Annotated in this window: 23 protein-coding genes, 1 tRNA gene and 1 pseudogene; 7 read left to right on the top strand and 18 right to left on the bottom strand. The window is 54.5% G+C overall.

Annotated elements, in window-relative coordinates; all coding sequences use genetic code 11:
- The 5 genes from BTN82_RS06795 to BTN82_RS06775 form a co-directional block, all read right to left on the bottom strand.
- Complete coding sequence (locus BTN82_RS06795) at nucleotides 1-1,665, bottom strand: ShlB/FhaC/HecB family hemolysin secretion/activation protein (RefSeq protein ID WP_410002793.1); 1,665 nt, start codon at nucleotides 1,663-1,665, stop codon at nucleotides 1-3.
- A gap of 64 nt (nucleotides 1,666-1,729) precedes the next feature.
- Nucleotides 1,730-2,479, bottom strand: a complete 750-nt coding sequence (locus BTN82_RS06790; protein WP_075118390.1) for a molecular chaperone — start codon at nucleotides 2,477-2,479, stop codon at nucleotides 1,730-1,732.
- Complete coding sequence (locus BTN82_RS06785) at nucleotides 2,479-5,055, bottom strand: fimbria/pilus outer membrane usher protein (protein ID WP_075118389.1); 2,577 nt, start codon at nucleotides 5,053-5,055, stop codon at nucleotides 2,479-2,481. The genes BTN82_RS06790 and BTN82_RS06785 overlap by 1 nt, the downstream gene beginning before the upstream one ends.
- A gap of 172 nt (nucleotides 5,056-5,227) precedes the next feature.
- Nucleotides 5,228-5,983, bottom strand: a complete 756-nt coding sequence (locus BTN82_RS06780) for a molecular chaperone (protein ID WP_075118388.1) — start codon at nucleotides 5,981-5,983, stop codon at nucleotides 5,228-5,230.
- A gap of 27 nt (nucleotides 5,984-6,010) precedes the next feature.
- Entirely contained in the window at nucleotides 6,011-6,574 is a 564-nt protein-coding gene (locus BTN82_RS06775) for a fimbrial protein (protein ID WP_075118387.1), read from the bottom strand.
- A 516-nt stretch (nucleotides 6,575-7,090) separates the two neighbouring features.
- Here BTN82_RS06775 and BTN82_RS06770 point away from each other — a divergent pair.
- Complete coding sequence (locus tag BTN82_RS06770) at nucleotides 7,091-7,720, top strand: response regulator transcription factor (RefSeq protein ID WP_075118386.1); 630 nt, start codon at nucleotides 7,091-7,093, stop codon at nucleotides 7,718-7,720.
- A 101-nt stretch (nucleotides 7,721-7,821) separates the two neighbouring features.
- On the opposite strand, the gene BTN82_RS06765 is transcribed toward BTN82_RS06770, so the two are convergent.
- Nucleotides 7,822-8,250 (bottom strand): Hpt domain-containing protein, encoded by a 429-nt coding sequence (locus BTN82_RS06765; protein ID WP_261792938.1) that lies wholly within the window; start codon nucleotides 8,248-8,250, stop codon nucleotides 7,822-7,824.
- A gap of 423 nt (nucleotides 8,251-8,673) precedes the next feature.
- On the opposite strand from BTN82_RS06765, the pseudogene BTN82_RS06760 reads away from it, so the two are divergent.
- Nucleotides 8,674-8,984, top strand: a pseudogene (locus BTN82_RS06760) (IS3 family transposase); the annotation flags it as partial.
- Between the two features lie 71 nt (nucleotides 8,985-9,055).
- Nucleotides 9,056-9,763 (top strand): DUF1868 domain-containing protein, encoded by a 708-nt coding sequence (locus tag BTN82_RS06755; RefSeq protein ID WP_075118384.1) that lies wholly within the window; start codon nucleotides 9,056-9,058, stop codon nucleotides 9,761-9,763.
- Between the two features lie 146 nt (nucleotides 9,764-9,909).
- Here the strand turns inward: BTN82_RS06755 and BTN82_RS30890 are convergent, their stop codons facing one another.
- From BTN82_RS30890 to ureA, 5 genes are all read right to left on the bottom strand, one after another.
- On the bottom strand, nucleotides 9,910-11,916 hold the full coding sequence (locus BTN82_RS30890) for a hypothetical protein (RefSeq protein ID WP_148169467.1): 2,007 nt from the start codon (nucleotides 11,914-11,916) through the stop codon (nucleotides 9,910-9,912).
- Nucleotides 11,917-11,952: 36 nt separating this feature from the next.
- Nucleotides 11,953-13,098, bottom strand: coding sequence for a glycerophosphodiester phosphodiesterase family protein (locus BTN82_RS06745; protein ID WP_186828358.1), 1,146 nt, complete (start codon nucleotides 13,096-13,098; stop codon nucleotides 11,953-11,955).
- 105 nt (nucleotides 13,099-13,203) lie between these two features.
- Nucleotides 13,204-14,898: an urease subunit alpha gene (locus tag BTN82_RS06740; RefSeq protein ID WP_075118381.1), complete on the bottom strand. Its 1,695-nt coding sequence runs from the start codon at nucleotides 14,896-14,898 to the stop codon at nucleotides 13,204-13,206.
- 24 nt (nucleotides 14,899-14,922) lie between these two features.
- Entirely contained in the window at nucleotides 14,923-15,201 is a 279-nt protein-coding gene (locus BTN82_RS06735; RefSeq protein WP_075118380.1) for an urease subunit beta, read from the bottom strand.
- 4 nt (nucleotides 15,202-15,205) lie between these two features.
- A complete protein-coding gene (ureA, locus tag BTN82_RS06730; RefSeq protein ID WP_075118379.1) occupies nucleotides 15,206-15,520 on the bottom strand; it encodes an urease subunit gamma in 315 nt (104 codons plus the stop codon).
- A 725-nt stretch (nucleotides 15,521-16,245) separates the two neighbouring features.
- Here ureA and BTN82_RS06725 point away from each other — a divergent pair.
- Both BTN82_RS06725 and BTN82_RS31455 read left to right on the top strand, forming a co-directional pair.
- Entirely contained in the window at nucleotides 16,246-16,650 is a 405-nt protein-coding gene (locus BTN82_RS06725; RefSeq protein ID WP_075118378.1) for an EAL domain-containing protein, read from the top strand.
- 532 nt (nucleotides 16,651-17,182) lie between these two features.
- The gene (locus tag BTN82_RS31455; protein WP_261792937.1) at nucleotides 17,183-17,320 is read left to right on the top strand and encodes a sigma factor-like helix-turn-helix DNA-binding protein; all 138 of its coding nucleotides are present in this window, start codon (nucleotides 17,183-17,185) and stop codon (nucleotides 17,318-17,320) included.
- Between the two features lie 379 nt (nucleotides 17,321-17,699).
- On the opposite strand, the gene BTN82_RS06715 is transcribed toward BTN82_RS31455, so the two are convergent.
- The 5 genes from BTN82_RS06715 to dapA form a co-directional block, all read right to left on the bottom strand.
- Nucleotides 17,700-17,789 (bottom strand) — tRNA-Ser (locus BTN82_RS06715).
- A gap of 84 nt (nucleotides 17,790-17,873) precedes the next feature.
- On the bottom strand, nucleotides 17,874-18,587 hold the full coding sequence (gene purC / locus BTN82_RS06710) for a phosphoribosylaminoimidazolesuccinocarboxamide synthase (RefSeq protein ID WP_075118377.1): 714 nt from the start codon (nucleotides 18,585-18,587) through the stop codon (nucleotides 17,874-17,876).
- Nucleotides 18,588-18,615: 28 nt separating this feature from the next.
- Nucleotides 18,616-19,374 (bottom strand): MBL fold metallo-hydrolase, encoded by a 759-nt coding sequence (locus BTN82_RS06705; RefSeq protein ID WP_075118376.1) that lies wholly within the window; start codon nucleotides 19,372-19,374, stop codon nucleotides 18,616-18,618.
- A 4-nt stretch (nucleotides 19,375-19,378) separates the two neighbouring features.
- Nucleotides 19,379-20,491 carry an outer membrane protein assembly factor BamC gene (gene bamC, locus BTN82_RS06700; RefSeq protein WP_075118375.1) on the bottom strand — a complete coding sequence of 371 codons (1,113 nt, stop codon included), beginning with the start codon at nucleotides 20,489-20,491 and terminating at the stop codon, nucleotides 19,379-19,381.
- Nucleotides 20,492-20,508: 17 nt separating this feature from the next.
- Nucleotides 20,509-21,387 carry a 4-hydroxy-tetrahydrodipicolinate synthase gene (gene dapA / locus BTN82_RS06695; protein WP_075118374.1) on the bottom strand — a complete coding sequence of 293 codons (879 nt, stop codon included), beginning with the start codon at nucleotides 21,385-21,387 and terminating at the stop codon, nucleotides 20,509-20,511.
- Between the two features lie 326 nt (nucleotides 21,388-21,713).
- On the opposite strand from dapA, the gene BTN82_RS06685 reads away from it, so the two are divergent.
- Together BTN82_RS06685 and BTN82_RS06680 are read left to right on the top strand one after the other, a co-directional pair.
- On the top strand, nucleotides 21,714-22,274 hold the full coding sequence (locus tag BTN82_RS06685) for a glycine cleavage system protein R (RefSeq protein ID WP_075118373.1): 561 nt from the start codon (nucleotides 21,714-21,716) through the stop codon (nucleotides 22,272-22,274).
- Nucleotides 22,275-22,284: 10 nt separating this feature from the next.
- Nucleotides 22,285-22,758 carry a peroxiredoxin gene (locus BTN82_RS06680; RefSeq protein ID WP_075118372.1) on the top strand — a complete coding sequence of 158 codons (474 nt, stop codon included), beginning with the start codon at nucleotides 22,285-22,287 and terminating at the stop codon, nucleotides 22,756-22,758.
- Nucleotides 22,759-22,821: 63 nt separating this feature from the next.
- Here BTN82_RS06680 and BTN82_RS06675 read toward each other — a convergent pair whose 3' ends face one another.
- Together BTN82_RS06675 and BTN82_RS06670 are read right to left on the bottom strand one after the other, a co-directional pair.
- Nucleotides 22,822-23,892 carry an AI-2E family transporter gene (locus BTN82_RS06675; protein WP_075118371.1) on the bottom strand — a complete coding sequence of 357 codons (1,071 nt, stop codon included), beginning with the start codon at nucleotides 23,890-23,892 and terminating at the stop codon, nucleotides 22,822-22,824.
- Nucleotides 23,893-23,930: 38 nt separating this feature from the next.
- Nucleotides 23,931-24,170 carry a sulfurtransferase TusA family protein gene (locus tag BTN82_RS06670; RefSeq protein WP_007930235.1) on the bottom strand — a complete coding sequence of 80 codons (240 nt, stop codon included), beginning with the start codon at nucleotides 24,168-24,170 and terminating at the stop codon, nucleotides 23,931-23,933.
- Nucleotides 24,171-24,253: the final 83 nt, after the last annotated feature.

Here is a 24,253-nt window from a genome sequence, read left to right as displayed (position 1 = left end):
CTAAAAATATTGCGTCGCATTGATCCAGAACCGCGGGGAGTGCTGCGACTCGTCGTTTTTGTCCTGGCCGCTCAGCGGCCAGGCAGTCGTCAGGCTGACCTGCTGCGAAGGTCCCACCCAGGTGGCGCCAACCCCCGCCGCCGACAGCCGCTGGGTATTGCGCTCCGGCGTCCACGGCAGCTTGTTGAACTTGACCTCGCCCTTGTCGACGAAGGCGCTGAGCTGCCAGCGCGGGGCCAGGGCGTAACGCAGTTCCGCGCTCGCCTGCCAGCCCTGGTCGCCGCTGCCGTTCCCCAGGGGATACCCGCGCACACCGTAAGGCCCGCCGAGGCCGAGCTTTTCCGAGCTGTCCAGGTTGGAAGGAGCCCACTGCGTATTGAGCTGGGTATAAAGCTGGAAGCGATCGCTCAGGCGCTGCACCCGCGCGACGTTGAACGTCAGCTTGGAAAAGCCGCCAGCGGTCCCCGCAGTGCGCCGGTCGCCGGCCTCATAACCGCGATCGCCGAAATGCAAACGGCCGCTGGCATACGAGAGATCGAAGAAGCTCCGTCCACCGCCCAACAGATGGTCCTGGCCGTTGCCACTGAGCCCCAGGGTCCACAGGTCGATCTGCTTTCTATTGCTGTCACTGTAGAAATCGATATCGTCGCGCAGCCGCTTGTCGTCGTATTGCAGCTGCAGGTTGAGGTCGAAAACGCGGCTGCGCACCAGCGGCTGGGAGACGAAAAAGCTACGGATGCTGGCAAGCCCATGGGCATCGAGAACCTCGAATCTCTTGCCCAGGCGGTAGCTCATCTTCGAGTACGAGGCACCGACCCGGGTCGACCACGGGCCGACCGGCAACTGGTAGGCGGCGCGGTAGTAACGTTGCGTCTTGTCGCTGCTCAAGACGCGCAGGCTGAGCTGGTCGCCAAGGCGCAGGGGGTTGTTCAGGTTGAGGCTGCCCCCCAGGCGGTACTCGCCGGTGTAAAAACCGCCAAAGTTGTCGGCCTCCAGGGTGCCGCTCACCAGCGGCCCGGGCTCGGCATCGACCACCAGGTCGGTGGTCCCGCGCTCCTGGCCCGGACGCAAGGTGCCCTTGGCCTGGACGCCGGGAAGGTCGCTCAACAGCAGCAGGCTGCGCTCGAGCGAAGCGTCGCGTACCGCCTCGCCATTGCGCAGGGCCGACAGCGGCGCCGCTATCACCTTGTCGAGGGCCCGCGAGCTGTTTTGCACCTCGATGTTGCCGTAGCGCCCTTCCATCACCTCGATCCGCACCACGCCGTTGTCGATGTCCTGCGGCGGCAGGAACGCCCGGGCCAGCACGTAGCCTTGTTTCTGGTAGTAGTCGGTAAGGCGCTGCGCGGCACCGCGCAAACCGTTCAGGTCCAGCTCCTGGCCTTGCAGGTCGGCCAGCAGCGGGCGCAGTTGCTCCACGGAGAACACCTGGTTGCCGACAATGACGAAATCGCTGACCTGGACGCGGATCCCCGAGGTATCCGGAGCACTGGGCGGCGGGCTTGCGGACTCGGCCTTGGGCAGGTCCAGATCCACGTCTGAAGGCACCGGCGTCGTCGGCTGGACCGCTTCGATATTGCGGATCGCCTGGCCGGCGTTGGGCACCTGGACCTGGGCCAGCGCCGTCAGCGGCAGGAGCGCAGCCAGGGCCAGACACGACCCGCCCAGGCGTGGACCGAACCGCCGTGCGTGCGGCGTCCGGGCATGGCGTTCCCATTGGCTCGTCGCCAAACTACTGTTGTAACCGCGCACTTCCACTGAGCGTTTCCCCACTGTCTATCGCAACCTGGTAATGGATGGCCGTCGCCTTCGCGGCGGCCTCTTTGCTTGCGGGCAGGGCAATACGCGTCGTGCCAAATGGCTCGACGGTGATCCCCTGCACGCTGATCGACTGAACGCCACCGCGCAGTTCCAACTGCGGTATGGACACGTAATAAGGCGCCCGGCTGGTGGCCAGCAGGGTGCTCCGGCCATCCGGGCCGGGGCTCTGGTCGAGGCTCCAGGCCACCTGCCGGATCGCCTCGTCGGCCTTGCCGGAAAGGCCAGCTGGGCGATAAAGCAGCTTCATTCGCATGCGATAGGCCAGGCGCAGCACATTGCTGTCGGTCGCCGTCAGCGGAGGCACTTCAAGAAAGTTGATCCAGAACACCGACTCGCGGTCGGCGGGCAAGGCTTCGCCGGTGTAGCGCACCGTCAGGGCGCTGCGCTGCTGCGGGTCGAGCCGGGAAATCGGTGGCGACAGCACGAACGGCACGACAAGGTGGCTCGGGTCGGCGTGCGTATCCCCTTTGTCCAGCCAGGCCTGCAACAGGATCGGCGCATCGCCGGTATTGCCGACCCTGACCGTCAGGGCCGAGGTAGCGGCCGGGTAGATGAAGCGCGTGCCGGTAATCGACAGCGCCGCCTGGGCGCAGGTCGCAAACGTCATCGCCAGCAGCATCGACAGGCAACGGCAGATCCACGCCAGGCAGGTCCGCGACATCAGAGCCTCCCCGCCGGGGCGGGCACCGCGCGGGCAGCCAAGGCGCGACACGGCAGGTCGAACACCTCGTAGCCCTTCGCGGACGCCTTGTCGCGCTTGGGCAGGCGATAGTCGATCAGGCATTGTTGCGCAGGCTCGCTGCCCCATTCGACCCGGATCGACCCCTGGTCTTTTTCGCTGCGCAGCACCAGGCGGCTGCCCTGGCCGACCGCGCCCAGCTCCGCCCCGCTCTGGGCATCGAACGCCAGCGCGGCAAACGGCAACAGCGCGCCATTGGGTTGTCGGCTGGTGACCAGGAACGCCCGGGCCTTGCGCGTCGGGTAAGACAGCATCACCACCGACCCGGCCGTCGGCGCGGTACTGCGCGAACTGGCCTGCAACTCGACGTCGTCGGCCATGCCCTGCGGGTCGACATCGACGGTATTGAGCTGATACGGAGTGAGGCTCGGCACCACGGCGTAGCCGCTGCTATCGACCCGCGCACCGCTGTACCCCACACCCGCGCCTTCGGCATCGGGGGCGTGCACCAGCCCCGGGGTCTCGCTGAGGAACTGGGCGAACGTCAGTCCGCCCGGGTGCAGGATCATCCCGCCGGAAGCGCCGACAGAACCCTGCCGATAATCGTCCCCCCGGGAAAAACTGGAACTCAGGGCAACCTGCGGCAGGCTGTAATTGAGGCTGGCGTTGCTGGTGGTCTGGCGCTGCTGCTCGTCTCGCGAGAAGGACAGTGCATAGGAAGCATCGCCGCGCTCGTCCAGGTTGCCGGAAACGCCACTGGTCAGGTGGTTGCCGGTGCGCTGGTCATGGCTGAGGAAGCTGTTGATGACCGTCGCGCCGCGGCTCTCGCGCCCCAACGGGATCGAGAGGTTGAAACTGACCACGGTATTGTTGCGGTCCGCGCCACGGCCGAACGAGCCACCGTCCTGCATGCGCTGCACCGTCAAGGAATAGCTGTTGCCCCGCCACTGATCGCTGTAGCCCATGGAAAAGTTCAGCGCCTGGCCCTTGCGATTCCAGTACTGCAACGCAGACCCGCTGAGGTAGAGATTCCCGGCGCCAGGCCCCAGTTGCTGGCTGACATTCACGTCCAGCCGGTCGCGCACCCGGGCGAACGACTCGACCTCCTCGCCCCGCCGGGCCAGGTCTTCCAGGGCGACCGCATCGTGCAGCCCCAGGTAGCCGCTGGTGGAATAGCGGTACGCCAGCAACGAGAAGTTGGTGCCGCTCCCGGGCAGGTTCTTGCTGTAGGAAAGCCGCAGGCTCGCGCCCACCATGTCGCCGCCGCGGGGCAGTTCGGTCCGGGCCTGGGTCAGGTCGGCGGCAAAACCGCCCACCGAGGTGTTGATCGCGCTGCCGATCAAGGCCGACATGTAGCTGCCGGTAAGCGCGGTACCAACATAGCCGGTGAAGCTGTTGTCGAGGCCGCGCTGCGCGGTCCCTTGCAGCACGTATTGGGTGTCGCCGCGCAACCCGGGATCGATGATCTGCCCGGCAGTGACGTTGTAACGGGAAGTGCCCGGGCGCAACAACTGCACCGTCGTGGCGAACGGCACGGTATAGCTGCTGGTCTGTCCGTTGGCCTCGGTGACCCTGACTTCCAGGTCGCCACCAAAGCTGGCGGCCTGCAAGTCGGTAATCTCGAACGGACCGGGCGCCACGGATGTTTCGGAAATCAGATAACCACGCTGATACACCGACACCTTGGCATTGGAAGCAGCCGTGCCTCGTACCACCGGGGCGTACTCACGCTGATTGTCGGGGAGCATCCGGTCGTCGCTGAACAACTGCGCACCGCGAAACGACACCGAATCGAACAGTTCCGCGCTGGTGGTGCTTTCCCCCACCAGCAACTGCGAACGCCAGTCCGGCACTTCCGTCTGCGCATAGATATAACCGCGCTGGTAGTCGCTGCCGGCCTGCGGCGACCACGTCAGGGTGCCGTTATGACGCAAGTGCAGCGCACCGATATTGAGCCCCATGTTCAGCCCGGCGTAACCGCTGCTCTGGCTGCGCCCGTGGCTCTGTGAACTGAACAGGTTGGTGTTGTAGTTGAGCAGCGCCGCCGGAACGCCATGGTCCCAGTTCGCCGGATCGACATAGGTCCTGGACTGCGACTGGCTGAGGAAATACTGCGGCACGGAAAGATCGATCTTCAGTTTCGTCAGGTCGACCTTCGCGCTCACGCCAGGAATGTAGCGGCTCAGTGGCCCGCAATAGAATCCATCCGGCATGGCTTCCGCCTTCGGGTCGGCAGACGCCTTGTCCAGGTCGATGCCGGCACGCAGCAACAACGCACGGTCGTAGCAGGGTTGCCCGCCTTGCGGTCCGTGGCTGTCGCGAAGTTCGATCTCTTCGGTCGTGCGCCATTGGCCATTGACCAACAAGTCGATGCGATAGCGACCTGGAATGAGAAAGCCCTGGCGTTCGAAGCGGCTGGTATCGATGTTCGCGCCTTCGCCCTGGAACAACATCTGGGAGTCGAACACCACGTCCTGGCTCGACGAGTCGGCGGGCGTTTGAGCCGGCACTCGAGGTTGCCCTTCTGACGGGGGCTCGGCGCGTGTTTCAGTCGACATGACAAAGGTCGCCATGGAAACCAGGCACAACAAGAGTCGCCCTGAATTCAACCCGCGCACAACTAACGCGCAGGTCAAGACGACCAGGTGACTGCACTGGAGATTCAACATATTCGATACCAGTATTGCGCGACGCTATAGACATGACAGAGGCTCTTGGTAAAAAGCACTGTTACAGCGACAACGGTTTCTCAAGCACACGTCGCCCGCCAAAGTCATTGATGACTTCGTAATGAACAGAAGACTTGCGATCTATTCGCGGAGCATTTGCCGGCAGCGGAAAAGTCTCGCTACTGAATGGCGCGACCATTGCGTCGTTGACAGCAATACGTTGTTTGTCCGTGGCGACTTCGACTTTACCGAAAGAAATATAAAAGGCCGTAGGGTTAGTAACTTTTATAGCCGCATGCGTACCCGTTACCCCCTTGGCTGTTTCATCCAATTTCCATTCAAGTTGGTTCGGTGCCCGATCCGCCCCCGAACTCAAGTTGCCGGGACGGAAAAACACCTTGATCCGAGTCCTGAAAGTAAACTGCAAGACATTTTCGTCGGCTTCTTTACGAGGAGGCGTTTCCAGCACATTGAGCCAGAACAATGACTCACGGTCCCTTGCAAGTTCCTCACCTGTATAAGTGATGCGTATTGCGGCGGAACTATTTTTATCCAATCGGATAACAGCAGGAGACAACAGGAAGGGAACCTTGATTTCCTCGGGGTTCTTACTCGCATCGCCGTCGTCCAACCAGCTTTGTGCCAGAACCGGAGAGGCACCGGCATTATTGATCTTCACTGTTACTTCACGGGCATCCCCTGGGTAAACCAAACGAGTCCCTTCAATGATGATCGACGCCTGTGCCGCTCCAGAACATACGCCCAAGAACATAACGCCGAGAACGAAAGAATAAACAGCATGCGCTTTCGGCGTCATGACTTACTCCTTGAGCGTTAGTGGGGCTTACTTGTACGAAAGGGTGTAGCGAACGAAGGAAATACCCGAACCGGCTGTAACACCGGCGGTAGTCGCGACGTAGTTGGCCTTGTACTTGAGAATCGCGGTGTTGTCCTTGACAGTGACGGTTTGTGGCGAAGCTTCCGCCTGGCCGAGTTGGATTTTGCTGCCCGCCGCGGTGTCGTCGTTGTAGATCTGGATTTGTACGCCGGTTGCCGGAGCGCTGCCGATCAGCTTGAGGTTACCGCTAGCGGAGTCGACGTTCCCCACCTGATCGAAGTCGATGGCGACCTTGCTGCCATCGGTGCACTTGGCGCCGGACAGTACCAGTTGGAATTTCTCGAACGCCGAGGCGTCGCCAACCTTCACGAAGGTAGACGGCGAGATACGACCCAGTTCCACGTTGGTGATGTTGCCTTCGCCCGGCGCCTTGCCGTTGATGTCGCAGGTCGCGTCAGTGATGCTGCCGGAGAAGTTGATCACGCCGTCGGTGGCATAGGACAACGAAGGTACCAGCGCGGCCAGCATCAAGCCGGAAGTTGCCAGGGACAAAAAAGATGTACGTTTCATGTGATTTCCTTGTTCATATCGATCGGCAAAGAAAGTTGATCTAATTGATCGAACTCTCCGGCTCAGCCATGACCAAATCACTTCAGCCACGACAGCCTCAAGCCTCTCTCATTCAAAGTCCAAGTCGATTAGTCGACAACAATTAGCCAGGACCTTTGACACCCCGAAACAGGTAGTCAAAGGAAGCCGTAGCTTACCGATCGAGCTTCGATTTTGAATTGAGAGACGGCCGAACCGCCCATCAGAAAAATCTTAATCAACTGCCCATTGATTTCGTCTTTACTTATGAGACAAGACTGTGTACTTCTTCAATCCGCAGCATTTAGCTCCGCGCTCAAGAGACTGCAAGGCAGTAGTCCGAGACGAACTAGCTAGTCACCCTATAAAAATGAAAGGAGTCTACCGCCGGCCGGCGCAGCGAGCGCCCAACACAGGCCGAATCTCAATAAGCAAGATTAAATATAGAGAGTAAAAATATAAAACCTATACACGCAACACCTATAGAGAGAACACCCCATGGGAAGCATAGTAATAGTCGACGACCATCCACTGGTCAGAGTTGCCCTGAGAGTCATACTTGAGCGAAATGGGCACCATATCGCCGCCGAAGCCGACAATGGCGTAGATGCGATCCAAGTGGTACGAACGTACAAACCGGACTTGGTCATACTTGACCTCGACCTGCCCCAACTGGACGGGTTATCCGTACTGACTCACTTCAAGGCTAATAACTTTCTGGTAAAAACGCTGATATTGACATCCAGCGATTCGAAAAACTTTGCCGTCCGTTGCCTGCACGGAGGCGCATCAGGGTTCATTTGCAAGGACGAGGCCCTGGGTGAAGTTGGTGATGCGGTAAAGGCATTGCTATCAGGGCACACCTACTTTCCTGAAAGCTCTTTGGTTTTATTGCAGGAAAGTATCCACACCAACCGATTGCAGAGCATTGCAGCCTCTCAATTGACCAACCGGGAAATCACCACGCTCAGGCTACTGGCCCAGGGTCTCAACAACAGGGAAATTGCCGAGACGTTGCTCATCAGCCACAAAACGGTCAGCACCTACAAAGTAAGGCTCTTGAAAAAATTCAACACGTCCAATCTCCTGGCACTGATTGAAATTGCCAGGCAAAAAGGAATCATCTAGCCCTTTGGACACAGCAGCGCATGGACATCTGCTCGTTGTGGAACCCGCATTTTTCGGTTTCGCGACAGGACGCCGGGCACCATTCTTCAGTGCAGCAGGCACTAACGCTCACGAGGCAGTTCTCTCAGGTTGATCGGCCCATCATCCCGTATGGCTACACAGCAGATGTCCTTGAGGTTGAGCAGCGCCCGCTCGACCGACTGCGCCCTTTCCAGCAGCACCGACCAAGGCCCTTCGATGCAGATTTCCTTCAGTTGCTGGCAGCTGGAGATCAACGGTTGGTACTTCAGCACACAGGCAGCCCCAGCCATCTTGTGGCACAACCGGGCAATGGCCTGCCGGTCGTTCCGCTCCCTGTACACACGCAGTTGTTCAAGGTCTTGCACCTGATACGTCATCACGTTGTCGATGAGCTGCCGTGCGGCCTGCTCATTGTCGCCAGCCAGGTCCATGAGCCTGCCCAGCACCTCCAACAACGGCATCGCGGAACCGCTGCGCAGCGCCTGAAGCACCGCTTCGTCTGCACTCATGTCGGCGCTGACACCTTCCCTCTCCGACACCGCGACGACCTGTACTCCCTGCCTATCCATTCCAGCCTCCCTGCCCGTTCACTCAGTCCGGGTCAGGCTAGGCAAAAGTCATGGAAGCGAATATCAGACACTTCTCAAAGAGCGCAAAGAACAGCCTTATTCCCGTGACAACACCCTGGCAGGATCGAAGGAGGAGCGGCGCATGAGATGACATCAATAGCGAAGCAAGGCCAAAACGGCACGAGGTGGCAGCTGGATACCGCAGAAACAAAAAAGCCCCGTAGCTTGTTCAGCTACGGGGCTTTCATTTGTATGGCGGAGAGATAGTACCTCCGCACTGGCATCCTAAATTTTCCGACCAAGTCTTTTACATATAGATAACACTGGGTCACATGCCTAGTACTCGCCCATTCCTGTCCGACGCTACCTCATTCCGATCAAGGCAGCTAGTACAGCAGCTCCGATTGGCGCAATTTTTTGAAGGCGAACAATGTGGTCGCCAGCATGAGTCGTCGAGGCAACTGTCATGACAACGCCGTGGCCGAGAGCTTTTTCCAGCGTCAGAAACAGGAACGGATCAAGCGGAAAATCTATACCACACGAGAAGGGACTCGTAGTGATATGTTCGATTACATCGAGTGTTCTACAACACAAAACGCTACCATGATTTCAACAATCAGCTGTCGCCAGTAGAGTTTGAAAAGCGTTACGCAATGAGCTTGCAAGGTGTCTAGAGAATCTGGGGTGACTTAGTCTTTCTTTGACAGGTATTGAAACTTCTTCTTTTGACAACGTTGAGGCAACAATGAAAAACAGTGGACAACATCAGCCTACTAAAGAAATTTTACCCGGTGGAAAATGGGATTCTGAAGGAAATGCCCTCTATTTTCCAGGTATCACCTGCGTAGGCCGAATACCATCTGACAGCGACTTTTTTGAGATGGCACGGAAAGCAAGAGATATCGTGCAATGCTCTGAATTCTCGTCACAATATGCTTACACACCTCTGGCAAGCTACCATATGACCGGCCTGGATATTCTTTCGGAAGCATCGCGCATAAAACCTGATGCGGACTGGCCTGAAGATATTTCCCGATCAGAAAGCTGGCCAGAGATCACGATGAAAATATTTAATAAGATAAATAATCTTACCCTGGACCCTGCCCCGCCATTACTGATGCGTGCAACAGGATTTCAGCCCCTTGAAAAAAAATTGGTTGTCAGTTTACAACCTGGAAACACTTCGGTTTCTGAGTGGTTGCGGTATTTTCGCCACCGGATGATGCAGGCGATTGGTTTACCTGAAACTACACTGAATAGCTACCATTTCCACTCAACAGTCGGCTACAGAATTTATTACGCCTTGCCCAATGAAAAAGAGGCTTTGCTCCATTTGCAAGAGAAACTAAATCAGCTGGTGATTCATCAGGCTCCGGAGGTTACAATTGAGCCGCTTCAGTATTGTGCTTTTACAGATATGCTGGCGTTTGTACCGTTAAAACACTTTTTATAACATGCCACGCTATAAGAACAGACCACGCAGACTAGCAAAAAAGACGTGATTACGCAGGCGATATAAAATATGTTGCCTGCGTAATCGGTATATCGGGAAATATCATACCGTCGCATACTGATAAATTCTTCTCCTGAACCGAAATATCAAGGTGAAACGAGCTCACTCGTTTCATTGACTATCCAAAGAAAATCATTTTTAGGTGTACCATCAGGATTAAATGCTCCCTTGCCGGCTATTATAGTAAAACACTCAGATGGAATATTTTCCGGGCAGAAGCGATTACTTCTTCCCAAAAGATAACTGCCATTATTATTATTTGCACGAATAGCATAATAGGTTTTGTCACCAACCTTTGTATTTATATCAGGCACATTGACTGCAACAAACTGCCATTCAAATCGAGTTGACTGAGTGCTCATGTAACCATTTTCGTTTTCATTTTCAGGACCAAAAATTGGCTGAATAATGTTATCAGGCAAAAAACTTCCAGGATCAGTCATAACAGAAATTTTTCTATAGATGTTCAGATTATCACTGGAATGAAATTTAAGAGAAAAGACTGAACGCTCAAGGGGAGGCTCGCTGACCTGCTGATAAAATCGCAGGTATCTCGTCCTGTTAGCAAAGTGTGTTAGCGGCATATTAAGATCAACAATACTGTAAGGAATTTCTTTATCTAAAGTGACAACCGTTCTGGAGACAGCCAGATTATCCTTAGCTGCTCTGATGGTTCCGCCAACATTTTGTAATATCACCTTGTGCTTAAAATTTGACAAGCTGACTTCCGGCCCTCTGAGTATTTTCTCAGCTGACACAATTCCCATTGTTGGAGCAGAATCATCAAGATATAAATAATCACCATCAGAACCAAGTGAATAAGTTGGATAGTTTCGGCTCCAGAATCTTATTTGATTGGCATCGCCGACGGTGTAATACGAACTGGGGTCATTATCAACTCGCTCCATGTTAAATGTACATCGCTTGGTAATACCCCACGCTTTTGAAGAGTCAATAAGATTTTCGTCAAAATAAAACAGGCAGCCATGATTTTGATAAAAATAAGATAATCCCCGCAGATACCCCTCATAGGGAGTATCGCCAGTACGCGCGTTCTCAAGTGCTACCCACATGAATTTATCAGTGCCGCGACTTTTTGCAGTATGAATAAGCCAGCGATCGCTGGATAATGGCCCCGTGTTTTCCGGCTGCAAAGGCTTCCAAGCATACCATTTGTCATTTTTTATTTTGCCAGTAACATTATCAGACTCCTCAGACTGAATAACCTGCTTCTTGCTGTTTTCAAAACGGTAGGACACACCGGGATAGAGCGGAGACTGTAAATAAAAAGCATTTAGCGCCTCTTCCGGCTGAAGAAGCCTATTGTAAACCATAATATCATCAAGAGCAGAAACAGGATCAAACTCAGATGCCAAGCCGTTGTTATAAGGTGCTTTGCCAAAGTGGATTTCATCATCAGCCGAAATATCCCCGAGCAGGCTAAAATAAAACCACTGAGACTGGAGGCGACCACCCGGCTGGGAAATATGAAGTCGGGTAGTTTTATTATCACTTCCAATGGCGAAATAAAAAAAGCCATTAGTGAGATCATCATTTACTGGATTCGTTTTTTCATCATAGCTAAAACCTTCATTCATATGAGCAACAGGAAGCAATTTTTTATCTGCAAAGGGTGATAGTTTTTCAATATAAAGGCGTTTTTGTTTTATCAGAAAGGCTACCTTTACCTGCTGACCATGACCGATATATCCGATTACCCGATCTTTATTGATATCATCTATCTTCATCCAGCCACTGAGTGTAAAGCCGTTATTTTTATCAAGAAAACCCTGCGTGACCAATGAGGGCAAGACGAGATTAGTTGTATGGGAGATAAATCCAATAGCACTTTTTTGATAATTCCTGTCAACAACACTATCTGAAATCTCTCCATTTTTAGATTTCAGCGAAAAACTTATATCCTGCGAAACAAAATCATTATAAAGATTCATGCCATTATCATTTGAGTCGAACGGGTACATATGGGCAGGAACATCTGTTTTCAGCATAGTATTTGTTTTGAAGAAGACCTCCTGTGCCACTGAGCATTTTATCGCGAGTAAAAAAGATAAGATAAAAATTAATATTCTCATGGCTGACCTCTTCCTGATGCCTGGCAACGTTTCACATTAGTTAGTCAAATCTCGCCTACCTACACCTGATAAATACATATCCAATGTAGCCGGATCGTCGGTAATAATATAACCATTGACACCTTTATCCAGTGTGTGCGTATTTTGAGGATCGAGTAAGTACTGCCAGTCCCCCCTTGAATCGAACACTGCATTACAGCACTGGTTAATATTTACATTCCCTCTGTATCTTCCTTCATAGGTATCAGGCAATGTTGAAAAAACATTAACCCTGACACGATTTACTTTTCTGACATCAGAGACAACATTTAACAATGCAGCCTCATTAGAAAATTTTGCTCCTGGGCTGTCTTTCCGGTACCCAACCTCATAGCCTTTGGCTATCTGCAGAGGTTGTTTTTCCCAGTCATGATAGAAGTTTAATGACTTGTCCTGATTACTTTCAGTAGAGCCAGGTATGATTGGAAAATAAATCAGTTTATTTTTTTGCTCATCGGTGAGCGTGTCATAAAACCTTGTTTTAAATTCACTATAACTGTATCCACCCTTAAAAATACAAACATCAAATGCATTTTCTTCTTTCACTACATTCCACACATCCTGAAAAACAGCATCATCATTGATATCAATATTAATAAGAAGTTGTGTATTTTTTTTCACCCAAAGAAGTGCTTCTCTGAATGTCGGAGGAGACTCAGTTGTTAATGAAAAATCAGGCAGTTTCAGGAACAGCGCTTTAAGCATTGACTCGGGATACTGAAGAACACTTTTCCCGTAGTCTTGATCATCAGGAATACCGGGGTTGTTATCAACAAAATTGGTTGTGCGTTGCAGATAATTATCATGCATCAGATAGGGGATGTGATCACGAGAGGTTTTAATATCCAGCTCTATAATTTCAACGGGCGAATGTATTGCGACATTTTTAATGGCAGACATCGAGTTTTCAGGCAGGTCGACGCCCACAACCTGTGCACGATGAGAAGCAATAAGTGTAAAATCAGGACGATAATTACCATTGATAAGAATGTTTATTATTTCCTGGCGCGTTAAATCATGGGGTGTTCTGACGGCCACCGCTGACTGTGATGAACTATCAGATACCAGAGGTGGTACAACTGTAGTCTTAGCCAAAACCACAACAGAAAAAAGAAGCAAGACAAGAGTGCATATTTTCTTCACATTAAATCCTCGCATATCTGTATACGCTAAAGACAGCAAATGGATATAATCGATACTGAAGACTATTCCTTTGGGTAAATAATCTTTATTTTTTGAAAAAGAATATTAAAAAAGAAAATACCGTCTTGCCAGGGGCAATGATACTGCCGGCTCCCCTATGAGATGTACACCATCAACAATGACTTGAGCATTATGATTAACATCAACAGTTGGAGTACGTGAATTATGAGGCATATCTGCTTTCGTTATTCCCTGCCGCAAAGGAGAATATACATTTTTATTCAGGTTAAGAGTTCTCACCACACCTGCTCTTACTGATTCTGCAGACAAGAAGTTAAGCGAATTTTTTCGTGCATCACCACTGGCACCATACATAAGTTGGCTTCTTACGGGTTGTAACCCCGGCAGCGCCATACCCGACATGCCGGACTGGTTCATCGCAATAACACCATTTTTTACGATCGTATGCGGTTTAACTCCAAACATCTCGGGTTTCCACAACACGATATCGGCTAAATAACCTGTTTCTAAGCGGCCCACACTCTGCGATATTCCACAAGCCATAGCTGGGCAAATGGTATATTTGGCAATATATCGCTTGACACGATTATTATCGTTTCCATGATCACTTTCTAACGGACCACGCTGCTGCTTCATTTTGTGAGCCAGTTGCCAGGTACGAGTAATTAATTCACCAGGCCGCGTTGGCCCTGTTGCGATAATACTAATTGCACCCGAATCGTGTAAAATGTCCGTGGCTGCATGGTTTGACATAAAACCACGGGCGCGGGCCAATGCACGTTCATTTTCGTCGTAAAGATCGAGATTATGTACTGCTGCGATAAAACTACTTGACTCTTTCATCGCATTGAAAGTATGCACAGTGTGCGAGGCCAATGTAAAAGGAATAACATTGGGCAGCGTGATCAATTTCATTACACCAGGCTGATGTCCGTCGTTAACGCAGCACAGGATGGGCCCTTTTTTTTCAGAGATAGCCTTAATCGTATCATCGACATAACCTGACTCATTAAGCGAGTCGCTGTGCAAATACACGGGCATTCCAGCAAAATTTTTTTGTATAATCTCAATAGCTTCAAGATTCGCCCCCCAGTCTTCATGAACAGCAAATCCCATTGCGCCGCCGTTTACCTGTGACGCCAGTGCAGCGATATTCCCCGTATTTCCTTTGGCAAGAAAACCAAGATTGACCGGGTAATTTTCACTCGCCAGCAGCATATTTCGCACGCCGTCTGCGCCAGGCGTTGAGCCCGAACCAATGGATGCTACCGTTGGTCCACTTCCTCCTCCAATTTGCGTGGTGATGCCGCTGGCTAGTGCTTCAGAAATCTGTGTCGGGCCGGTAAAATGTACACAGGCATCAATAGCACCCGCGGTCGCTATCAACCCTTCCCCAGAAATAATATCGGTCTCGGGTCCGATATTCATATTTATCCCGCGTTGTATATCAGGGTTACCCGCTCGTCCCAAAACCGCAATACGACCGTCTTTTATTCCAATACAGGTTTTTATAATTTTCAAATAGTCAATGATGACAACATTTGTGATGACCATATCCATTGCGCCTTCGGCATCGGCTTTACTTCCTTGCCCCATATTATCCCTTGCTACTTTTCCCGTGCCAAATTTTATCTCTTCACCATATTGCGATAAAGGCGTAGCAATATCATCATCTTCAATTTCAACGATAAGATCGGTGTCACCCAACCGAATACGGTCACCTTTTGTCGGACCATATAACTGGATGTATTTTTCGCGCGACAATTGATATGGAAACATCTGGACCTCGTTATTATCATTAATTCAGGGAAAAGGAATGACTTCCACAGTTCTGGTATCACCAGGCTCCACTAAAAGCATTGTCCCGGCAGGAATATTTAATCTGTGACGGTTCAATTCCACCATACCACCGCTCATATCATAAAATCTCAGAGCAGCATTGATGGAAGAAATTTCACAGTGAGATCCAACCATAATGTCATGCTCTCCGTGGTTAATGATCATAATATGTTGCATAATCTTGGCAGCCTCTTCATTAATTAAAATAGGCCTTGAAGACGGAATAACTTCTCCAGGTATCACATTATTACTCCTGCGAAATAGGTTTAGAAATAGAGACTACTCTTGCCCCGTCGTCAAACGTTGCTTGAACCATGATGCCGGTTCGATTAATCATTTCCGGGATACCTTCAAGCAATTGAGAGCGCCTTAAAATCTTTGTGCCATACTCCATTAACTCCTCAACACTTTTTCCTTCCCTGGCCTGCTCCATTATTGTTGCAGAAATATAAGCAACGGCTTCGGGATGGTTGAGGCGTAATTCACGCTCAAGTCGTTGTTTCGCAACCATGCCAGAGCAAAAAATCAATAAACCTTCAATTTCACGAGGAAGTAGTTCCATACCATGAACCTCCTGTCAGGCTGAACACAAACAATGAATTAGCTAACAGATAAAAAGCAACTTGAGAATAAAATTAAAAAAACCAAAGTAAAGTTAAATAATTATGGCAAAATGGTTTCATATAAATCCAGGAGGCTTCTTAAGGTGGGTAATAGCAACGCCAAGCTGTTGATTTCATTTGCTTGGTTATCTTTCTATGCCGTTATTTTTCCTTTGCTATTAATCCTTTTATTTATTTCTGGCAATTTAAGTTTGGCTTCAAATAAATTTTAGGAGTAGTCCTATAGACCTCAATGATTAGGCGCTGATTAAATTTACTGCCGCGGCATTTATTAATTAGACCTTAAAGTTAAAAAATCCCTCTCCCAGTCTCACACCCAACTCTCGAGTCAGCCTCTTCATATTAATCCGCGATAAAAAATACGTGTCGCGTATGATCGACCGACTCAGCGACAATGATCTTTTCCACATCGAACACGTTGAATCGTTGAGTAGCCTGTGCCTGCGCAAACAACTTATCGACATCGCTATGGCCGAAATTCATGCGGACGAGGTCGATAACCTGTGCTCCCGTGCTGGGTTAGCGAGCTTAACGCCTCCGACCGGTTACGCAGGGCTCCACATATTGTCTGGACGATACAAACCAGCACGCTGACAATGCGACTTCGCTGGTCGCCGGCATTGAGCATCGCCAGCTGGATATTATCGATGATGTCGTATCCGTGATGACCACAGAGGGCGGTTTGCGGGTGATGCTGCAGCCACAGTACGACCTGGCAAACCATCGGGTGGTCGGTGCCGAAGCACTGATACGCTGGCGACATCCACTCCACGGCGACATACCCTTGTCGATACTGATCCCGATGGTCGACAAGCTAGGGCTGGACCTGTTGCTGTTCAGCTATATCGAGAAGACCGTGATCGAGGTCCTCGGCATACTCGATCGCCAAAATATAGACATTCCCATCGCGATCAACGCCTCGGCCCGCACGCTCTTTGCTGCCGGGCTAGCGACCAAGATGCACAAGGCCGGGTTGCCTGCCCGGCGGCTAAAGATAGAGCTGACCGAACAAATAATCCCTGACAACGAGCTGGCGCTGTCGGCATCCATCATGGCGCTACTCTCATAACTTAGTTCTGGGGTCGACTGGCCCGTACCGAGCGCCGTTTAACAGCCATGTCGCCTGTAAGTGTTGCATTACTTGATGATTATGCCGTCGTTCAGCAAGGCCTTATCAGCCACCTTGGCGCCCCCCCCGGCATAGCAATCGTCGGAGTATATAAAAACAGCCGCGAACTGATGCGAGACATGCCTACGGCGCCCGCCGATGTCCTTTTGCTGGATTTTGTTCTGGGCCGTGACGAACTCGATGGCGTCTCGCTCATTCGCGCCTTGCAAGTCCGCCTCTCTGTCTGTCGGATACTAGTGCCGTCAACCCAACATGATTCGCCACCGTTTCGCTGGCGCTGCAAGCACGCGGATTCATCGGCAAGGATGAGGATCTCTCTAGTCTCGCGAAGGCGACCCGGATGGTTGCTTCTGGGGCCACTTACCTGAGCGTAGAAACCTCTTACAAAGTGGCGGACGCTAACCAGCAATAAGCCAGACTCACTAGCGACAACCCTCTACAGCTCGCGTTACTGTCGCCACGCGAGCAGGAGGTGATCCGCTGTTATCTCGACGGCATGACCATCACGCAGATTGCCGAAAAGTTCGACCGCAGCATCCAGACGATCAGCACGCAGAAGACCGCCGCGTTCCGTAAGTTGGGGATAACTGAATCGCCCCAGATTCTCTAGACACCTTGCAAGCTCATTGCGTAACACTTTTCAAACTCTAAAGGCATGAAGGTGTCTACGAAACCCGGGGCGATTCACCCGGTTGGTTTGCGTGGTTCGGCCCTGACTTGCTCAGCACAGGTACCACTGAAGCACTGTTCGGCACATTCACCGGCACATGCGTCTGACTACGGAGCTTAAACGCGCCCAAGTAATTAAGCTCCTGATCATAATGGAGCCCAAGATGAGCACGATAAAAAGATAGCTACACGATGGCAGGCATAAGGATTTCAAGGGCCCTGAGACCAAACCAAGCGTAAATTGAGCGGGGGACAAATGGGGGAACAGAAACTGCAGAATGCAAAAAGGCCCCGTAAAACGGGGCCTTTTTGTACTGATATGGCGGAGAGATAGGGATTCGAACCCTAGGTACCGGTGAAGGTACAACGGATTTCGAATCCGTCCCATTCGGCCACTCTGGCATCTCTCCAACGGCGCGCATCATAACAGCACATTTGCCCGAAGCGAAGCCCCTCGAGCAATTTTTTTCCGTGCTATCAGTCGGTTGCGTCGATTACAGCGGTACACCCAGGCGATTGGCGACTTCTTCGTAGGCTTCGATCACATCACCGAGGCCCTGGCGGAAGCGGTCCTTGTCCATCTTCTTCTTGGTGTCTTTGTCCCAGAGGCGGCAGCCGTCCGGGCTGAATTCGTCGCCCAGGACGATGGAACCGTCGCTGAACACGCCGAACTCAAGCTTGAAGTCCACCAGCAGCAGGCCCGCGTCGTCGAACAGCTTGCTCAGGACGTCGTTGACCTTGAGCGACAGCTCTTTCATGCGCGCCAGTTGCTCGGCGGTGCCCCAACCGAAAGCCACGACGTGGGATTCGTTGATGAACGGGTCGCCCTTGGCGTCGTCCTTCAGGAACAGCTCGAAGGTGTAGGGATTGAGCTTCAGGCCCTCTTCCACACCCAGGCGCTTGACCAGGCTGCCGGCGGCGTAGTTACGCACTACGCATTCGACCGGGATCATGTCCAGCTTCTTCACCAGGCACTCGTTGTCGCCCAGCAGCTTGTCGAACTGGGTCGGCACGCCGGCGGCTTCGAGTTTCTGCATGATGAAGGCGTTGAACTTGTTGTTCACCATGCCTTTGCGGTCGAGCTGCTCGATACGCTTGCCGTCGAACGCCGAGGTGTCGTTGCGAAACAGCAGGATCAGGCGGTCGGCGTCGTCGGTCTTGTAAACCGATTTGGCTTTGCCACGGTAGAGTTCTTCACGTTTTTCCATGATGGGCTCCGCTTGCTAAGTAGGTGGGCTAGGCGATGTGTCGCCAGTCGAGCCCTGAATCTTGATCGGCCAGTTGCAGCCAGTCCGGATCGCACCCGAGGGTGTCGACAAAACATTGCCGGGCCAGCTGCGGCAGGTTGTTCTTGCTGCTGAGGTGGGCCAGTACCAGGTGCTGCAGGTCTTGCCAGCCCAACTCGGCCACCAGGCTTGCGGCCTGATGGTTGTTCAAATGTCCCGTTTCCCCGCCTACTCGCTGCTTGAGGAAATACGGGTAGTGACCTCGGGCCAGCCTGTCACGACAGTGGTTGGCCTCGATCATCAAGGCATCCAGCCCGCGATAACAGTCAATGACCGTGTCGCAGTAGGAACCCAGGTCGGTCAGCAGGCCGAAACGCCGCTGACCGTCGTTGAATACGTACTGCACAGGCTCCAGCGCATCGTGAGCGACACTGGTCGCGCCAATGCTCAAGGCGCCGACCCGGAACGTCTCGCCCCCGGCGACAAACCCCGCGGCGTCCACCGGCTTGCGCATCCCGCGCAATGTGCCGCGGCTGAGGTAGACCGGTAAATTGTAGCGCCGAGACAGCAAACCCACGCCATGCACGTGGTCGGCATGTTCGTGGGTTACCAGAATCGCGCTCAGCTGCGCGGGGTGAACCCCCAGGCGCAGCAGGCGCCGCTCGGTTTCCCGCAGGGAGAAACCACAATCCACCAGGACATAGGTGTCGTCGCTGGCTACCAGCGTGCCATTCCCTTGGCTACCACTGCCGAGAACGGCGAAACGCATCGGATCAGCCCAGGTTGTCCTGAATCACGCCCAATACCTTGCGCGCCACTTCTGCTGGAGCCACGGTATTGATGTCTTTCTCGACGGTGACCTGGACGTTGTCGCCCACCTTGCTCAGGCGAACCTGATAACGCTCGGCGCGGGCTTCGATTTCTTCCTTGGCCGGAGCGCTGCCGAACAACTTGCCGAAGAATCCAGGCTCGTCGTTTTTCTTCTCGGCTTTTTCCGCCAGGTTGATGTAGTACAGGCCCAGGCTGCGGTTGATGTCCTCAACCCGCCATTCGCCCTGCTCCAGCGCGCGTCCGACACTCGACCAGGCGCGATCGAGGTCTTCGCCGAGGTTGAGCACCACGTTGCCGCTGCCGTCTTCGGTGAGGCTGACCCGGCTCGGGGTATCGAAATCGCGCGCGGCCAGCAGGGATACGGAGCCGCCTTTCTCGGCGCTACGGCTCATGCTGGCGAGCATTTCGTCGACCAGCGCGGCATCCAGGCTGGTGTTGACCGAACGGTTGGTGAAATCGACGCTGGACGTGCTGCCGACAGGACGCTCGGCACTGACCACGTAGACTTCACTGGTATTGCGTTGCACGCCCGGCTCGATCCGCACCCGTACACGGGTTTCGTTGCCGGCCGAACCCACGCTGCCCAGGCGCTTGGCCATGGACGCGGAAAGTTCGTCGGAGCGCTGCCAGGCAGTGGTGAACTCGCCGGTCTGTGGACGCTGCTCGTCGATGCGAAAACCGTTGTCCTGGAAGAACTGCATGGCCACCGGCCAGACTTCGGCAGGCGCGTGCTGGGCCATGACCCAACGGGCATCGCCGCTCTTCTGCAGGGTGTAGTCGCTGGCATCGGCCACCGAGCCCAGGGGTTGCGGACGCGGCACGACGTATTCGCCCTTGACGGTGTCGTCGGCGACGTTGCGCGGGATCGGCAACAGCGGATCAAGGCGTTTGGAGGTGCTGACGTCCGATGGCAGTTGCATCGGTGCGGTCTGTTGCGCTTGCAGGTAATCGCTGCCGCGGTCGCGGAAGTAACCTTCCGGCCCCCAGATCCAACCGCAGCCACTGGTGCTGGAGATAATCAAGGCAAGTGCGGAAAGTCCGGCCAATCGCTTCATGCGTAGTACTTCCTCAATTAAACCAATACGCCGGACTGGCGCATGGCCTGCCGCAGCGGTTCGTGACAGGCAGCACTGAGCCAGGTGAGCGGCAGACGGATACCGTCGGCCATCAAGCCCATCTCGCACAGGGCCCATTTCACGGGAATAGGGTTGGATTCGATAAACAGTGTCTTGTTGAGCGGCATCAGCTTCTCGTGGATCGCCCGGGCGGTAGCGGCATCGCCACGCATCGCGGCGGCGCACATCTCGCTCATGGCTTTGGGCGCCACGTTGGCGGTCACCGAAATATTGCCCTTGCCGCCCAGCAGGATCAGTTCGACGGCGGTGGCGTCGTCGCCGGAGTAGACCAGGAAGTCGCGGCTCACGCCGGCCAGGATGTCCTTGGCGCGTTGCAGGTCGCCGGTGGCTTCCTTGATGCCGATGATGTTCGGTACGGTCGACAGGCGGATCACGGTCTCGGCCTGCATGTCGCAAGCGGTGCGGCCCGGCACGTTGTAGAGGATCTGCGGGATGTCGACGGCTTCGGCGATGGCACGGAAATGCTGGTACAGGCCTTCTTGCGTCGGCTTGTTGTAATACGGCGTCACCAGCAGGCAAGCGTCGGCGCCGGCGATCTTGGCATTGGTGGTCAGTTCGATCGCTTCGCGTGTCGAGTTCGCCCCGGTACCGGCAATCACCGGGATGCGCCCTGCAACCTGGGCGACCACACGACGAATCACTTCGATGTGTTCGTTGACATCGAGGGTAGCCGACTCACCTGTAGTGCCGACGGCCACAATGGCGTTGGTGCCCTCTTGCAGGTGGAAGTCCACCAGTTTGCTCAGGCTGTCCCAGTCGAGACGACCCTGTGCATCCATGGGTGTGACCAGTGCCACCATACTGCCCGCAATCATGCAACCGCTCCTGCCGGAAAAAGAGAGCGGTAATGGTACTGGCGCCAAGATGCTTGCACAAGCGAAGTACCGCGCTGCGAGCATTCCCCTGAGCGATGTATTTCGCTACCCTTCAGACTTTGATCGGTACTGATAAGCTTGTACGCCGGGTTCCAGCCTCCCTTTTCGGCATCCGAAGCCCCAATCCCGTGTTGCCGCCCTTCGCTCTCGCGTCATTGGAGCGTGCTGCAACGTAGCGGTTCAGGGCTTTCGAAATCGCATCCGGACGTTTACCCAGTACTCGACTCTGCCAAAGTATCGACCGCTCATCGCTTTAGGAATGCTGCATGTCCACCCCCACAGTCCGCGAACAATTCCTTGTCATCAGTGCCCTGGGCGCCAACCCCATGGAGCTGACCAACGTCCTGTGCCGCGCCAGCCATGAAAATCGCTGCGCCGTGGTGACCTCCCGCCTGACCCGCCATGGCGAGTGCAGCGCGCTGGTCCTGGAGATTTCCGGCAGCTGGGACGCCCTGGCGCGCCTGGAGGCCGGCCTGCCGTCGCTGGCGAAGAAACACGCCTTCACCGTCAACGTGGTGCGCAGCGCGGCCCTCGAAAACCGCCCGCAGGCCCTGCCTTATGTGGCTTACGTCAGCGCCGCCTATCGCCCGGACATCATCAACGAGCTGTGCCAGTTCTTCATCGACCACCATGTGGAGCTGGAAAGCCTGACCTGCGATACCTATCAGGCGCCACAGACCGGCGGCACCATGCTCAACGCCACCTTTACCGTGACCTTGCCGGCCGGCACCCAGATCAGCTGGCTGCGCGATCAGTTCCTGGACTTCGCCGACGCGCTGAACCTCGACGCGCTGATCGAACCGTGGCGCCCACAGAACCCAATGTAAGGAAGCACTCATGGCCGTTGCCATCGACCAATCTGTCGCCCCCTTCGACGCCCCGGCCACCAGCGGTCAGACCGTCAGCCTCGCCGCGCTCAAGGGCAAGCAGGTGGTGATCTACTTCTACCCCAAGGACAGCACCCCGGGCTGCACCACCGAAGGCCAGGGTTTTCGCGATCAATACGGCGCGTTCCAGGCGGCCAACACCGAAGTGTTCGGCGTTTCCCGCGATAGCCTGAAGTCCCACGAGAACTTCAAATGCAAGCAGGAGTTCCCCTTCGAGCTGATCAGCGACAAGGACGAGGCCGTCTGCCAGCTGTTCGACGTGATCAAGCTGAAGAAGCTCTACGGCAAGGAATACATGGGCGTTGACCGCAGCACCTTCCTGATCGACAAGCATGGCGTGCTGCGCCAGGAATGGCGCAGCGTGAAAGTGCCAGGCCACGTGGACGCAGTCCTGGCCGCCGCCCAGGCGCTGAACAAGGCCTGAGCGTAACGAGCGATCAGCAAAGGGCGGCCAATTCGGCCGCCCTTTGCGTTTCTGGAGAAAGGATCACAGCAGCGGCGCCACCACCGGCTCCTTGCGCGGCCAGGCGTCCAGCACCGCCTTGAACAGGGTCGCCAGGGGAATGGCGAAAAACACCCCCCAGAACCCCCACAACCCGCCAAACAACAGCACCGCGCAGATGATCGCCACCGGATGCAAGTTCACCGCCTCGGAGAACAGCAGCGGCACCAGCACGTTGCCGTCCAGGGTCTGAATGATCCCATAGACCGCCATCAGATAAATGAACTGATCGCTCCAGCCCCACTGGAACAGGGCAATCAGCATCACCGGCACCGTCACCACCACTGCCCCGACGTAGGGCACCACCACCGAAACACCCACCAGCAAGGCCAACAGGGCCGCGTAGTTCAGCCCCAGCGCGACGAAGGCGATATAGGTCACCCCGCCGCAGATGACGATCTCGATCACCTTGCCGCGAATGTAATTGGCGATCTGCCGGTTCATTTCCTGGGCGACGCGAGTAATCAGGGCCCGCTCGCGCGGCAGGTAGCCGCGCACCCACTGGCTGATCATCGCCCGGTCCTTGAGGAAGAAAAACACCAGGATCGGCACCAGCACCAGATAGATCATGATGTTGACCAGCAGCGGCAGGCTGGACAGCGAGAAGGTCAACGCCCACTGGCCGAACTTGCCGATCTCGCCGCGCGCCACTTCGATGGCCTGCAATACCTGTTCGTCGGACACCAGGTGCGGGTAACGCTCCGGCAACAGCAAGAGCAGCGATTGCCATTTGGCGAGCATCCCCGGCAACTCGTTGAACAAGGTGATCAACTGGTGCCACAACAGCGGCACGACGACCACGATGAACACCAGCAGCAGCCCCATGAACAAGGCGAAGACCAGCCCCACCGCGGCACCGCCGGGCAAACGCAAACGCTCCAGCGTCAGCACCAGCCCCTGCATCAGGTAGGCCAGCACCATTCCCGCCAACACCGGCGCAAGCATGCCGCCCAGGGTCAATACCGCGGTGAAGGCCAGGAACAACAGAACGGCCAGCACCACGGCCTCCTCGTCGGAGAAGTAGCGCTGAAACCAGTCGCGTAGCACTTTGAACATCGTTGATCCTTAAAAAGAGGCGCGCTGATTTCCGGCGTTCAGGCCTTCTTCAACCAATAGCGATAGACACCGGCTTCGTCTTCTTCGCGAAGCAGGGTATGACCGGCCAAACGGGCAAAGGTGCGGAAGTCGCGCTGGGAACCGGCATCGGTGGCGATGACCTTGAGCACCGCGCCGCTGGCCAGCCGATTGAGTTCCATCTTGGCCTTGAGCAGCGGCAGCGGGCAATTCAAGCCACTGGCGTCAAGCTCGGCGTCGTGGGCTACAGCATCAGTCATTGCGTCACTCCGGCAGGGTCATCGAGCTGCCTAGAATATCTGGTCCAAGGCTTGGTGTCCGGCTACAGTAGACTCTTTGTCGA

This window comes from Pseudomonas chlororaphis, assembly GCF_001921865.1.
GTDB lineage: Bacteria > Pseudomonadota > Gammaproteobacteria > Pseudomonadales > Pseudomonadaceae > Aquipseudomonas > Aquipseudomonas chlororaphis_D.
Note: the sequence above shows the minus strand (reverse complement) of the source record. Positions and strands in the feature narration are given on the sequence as shown.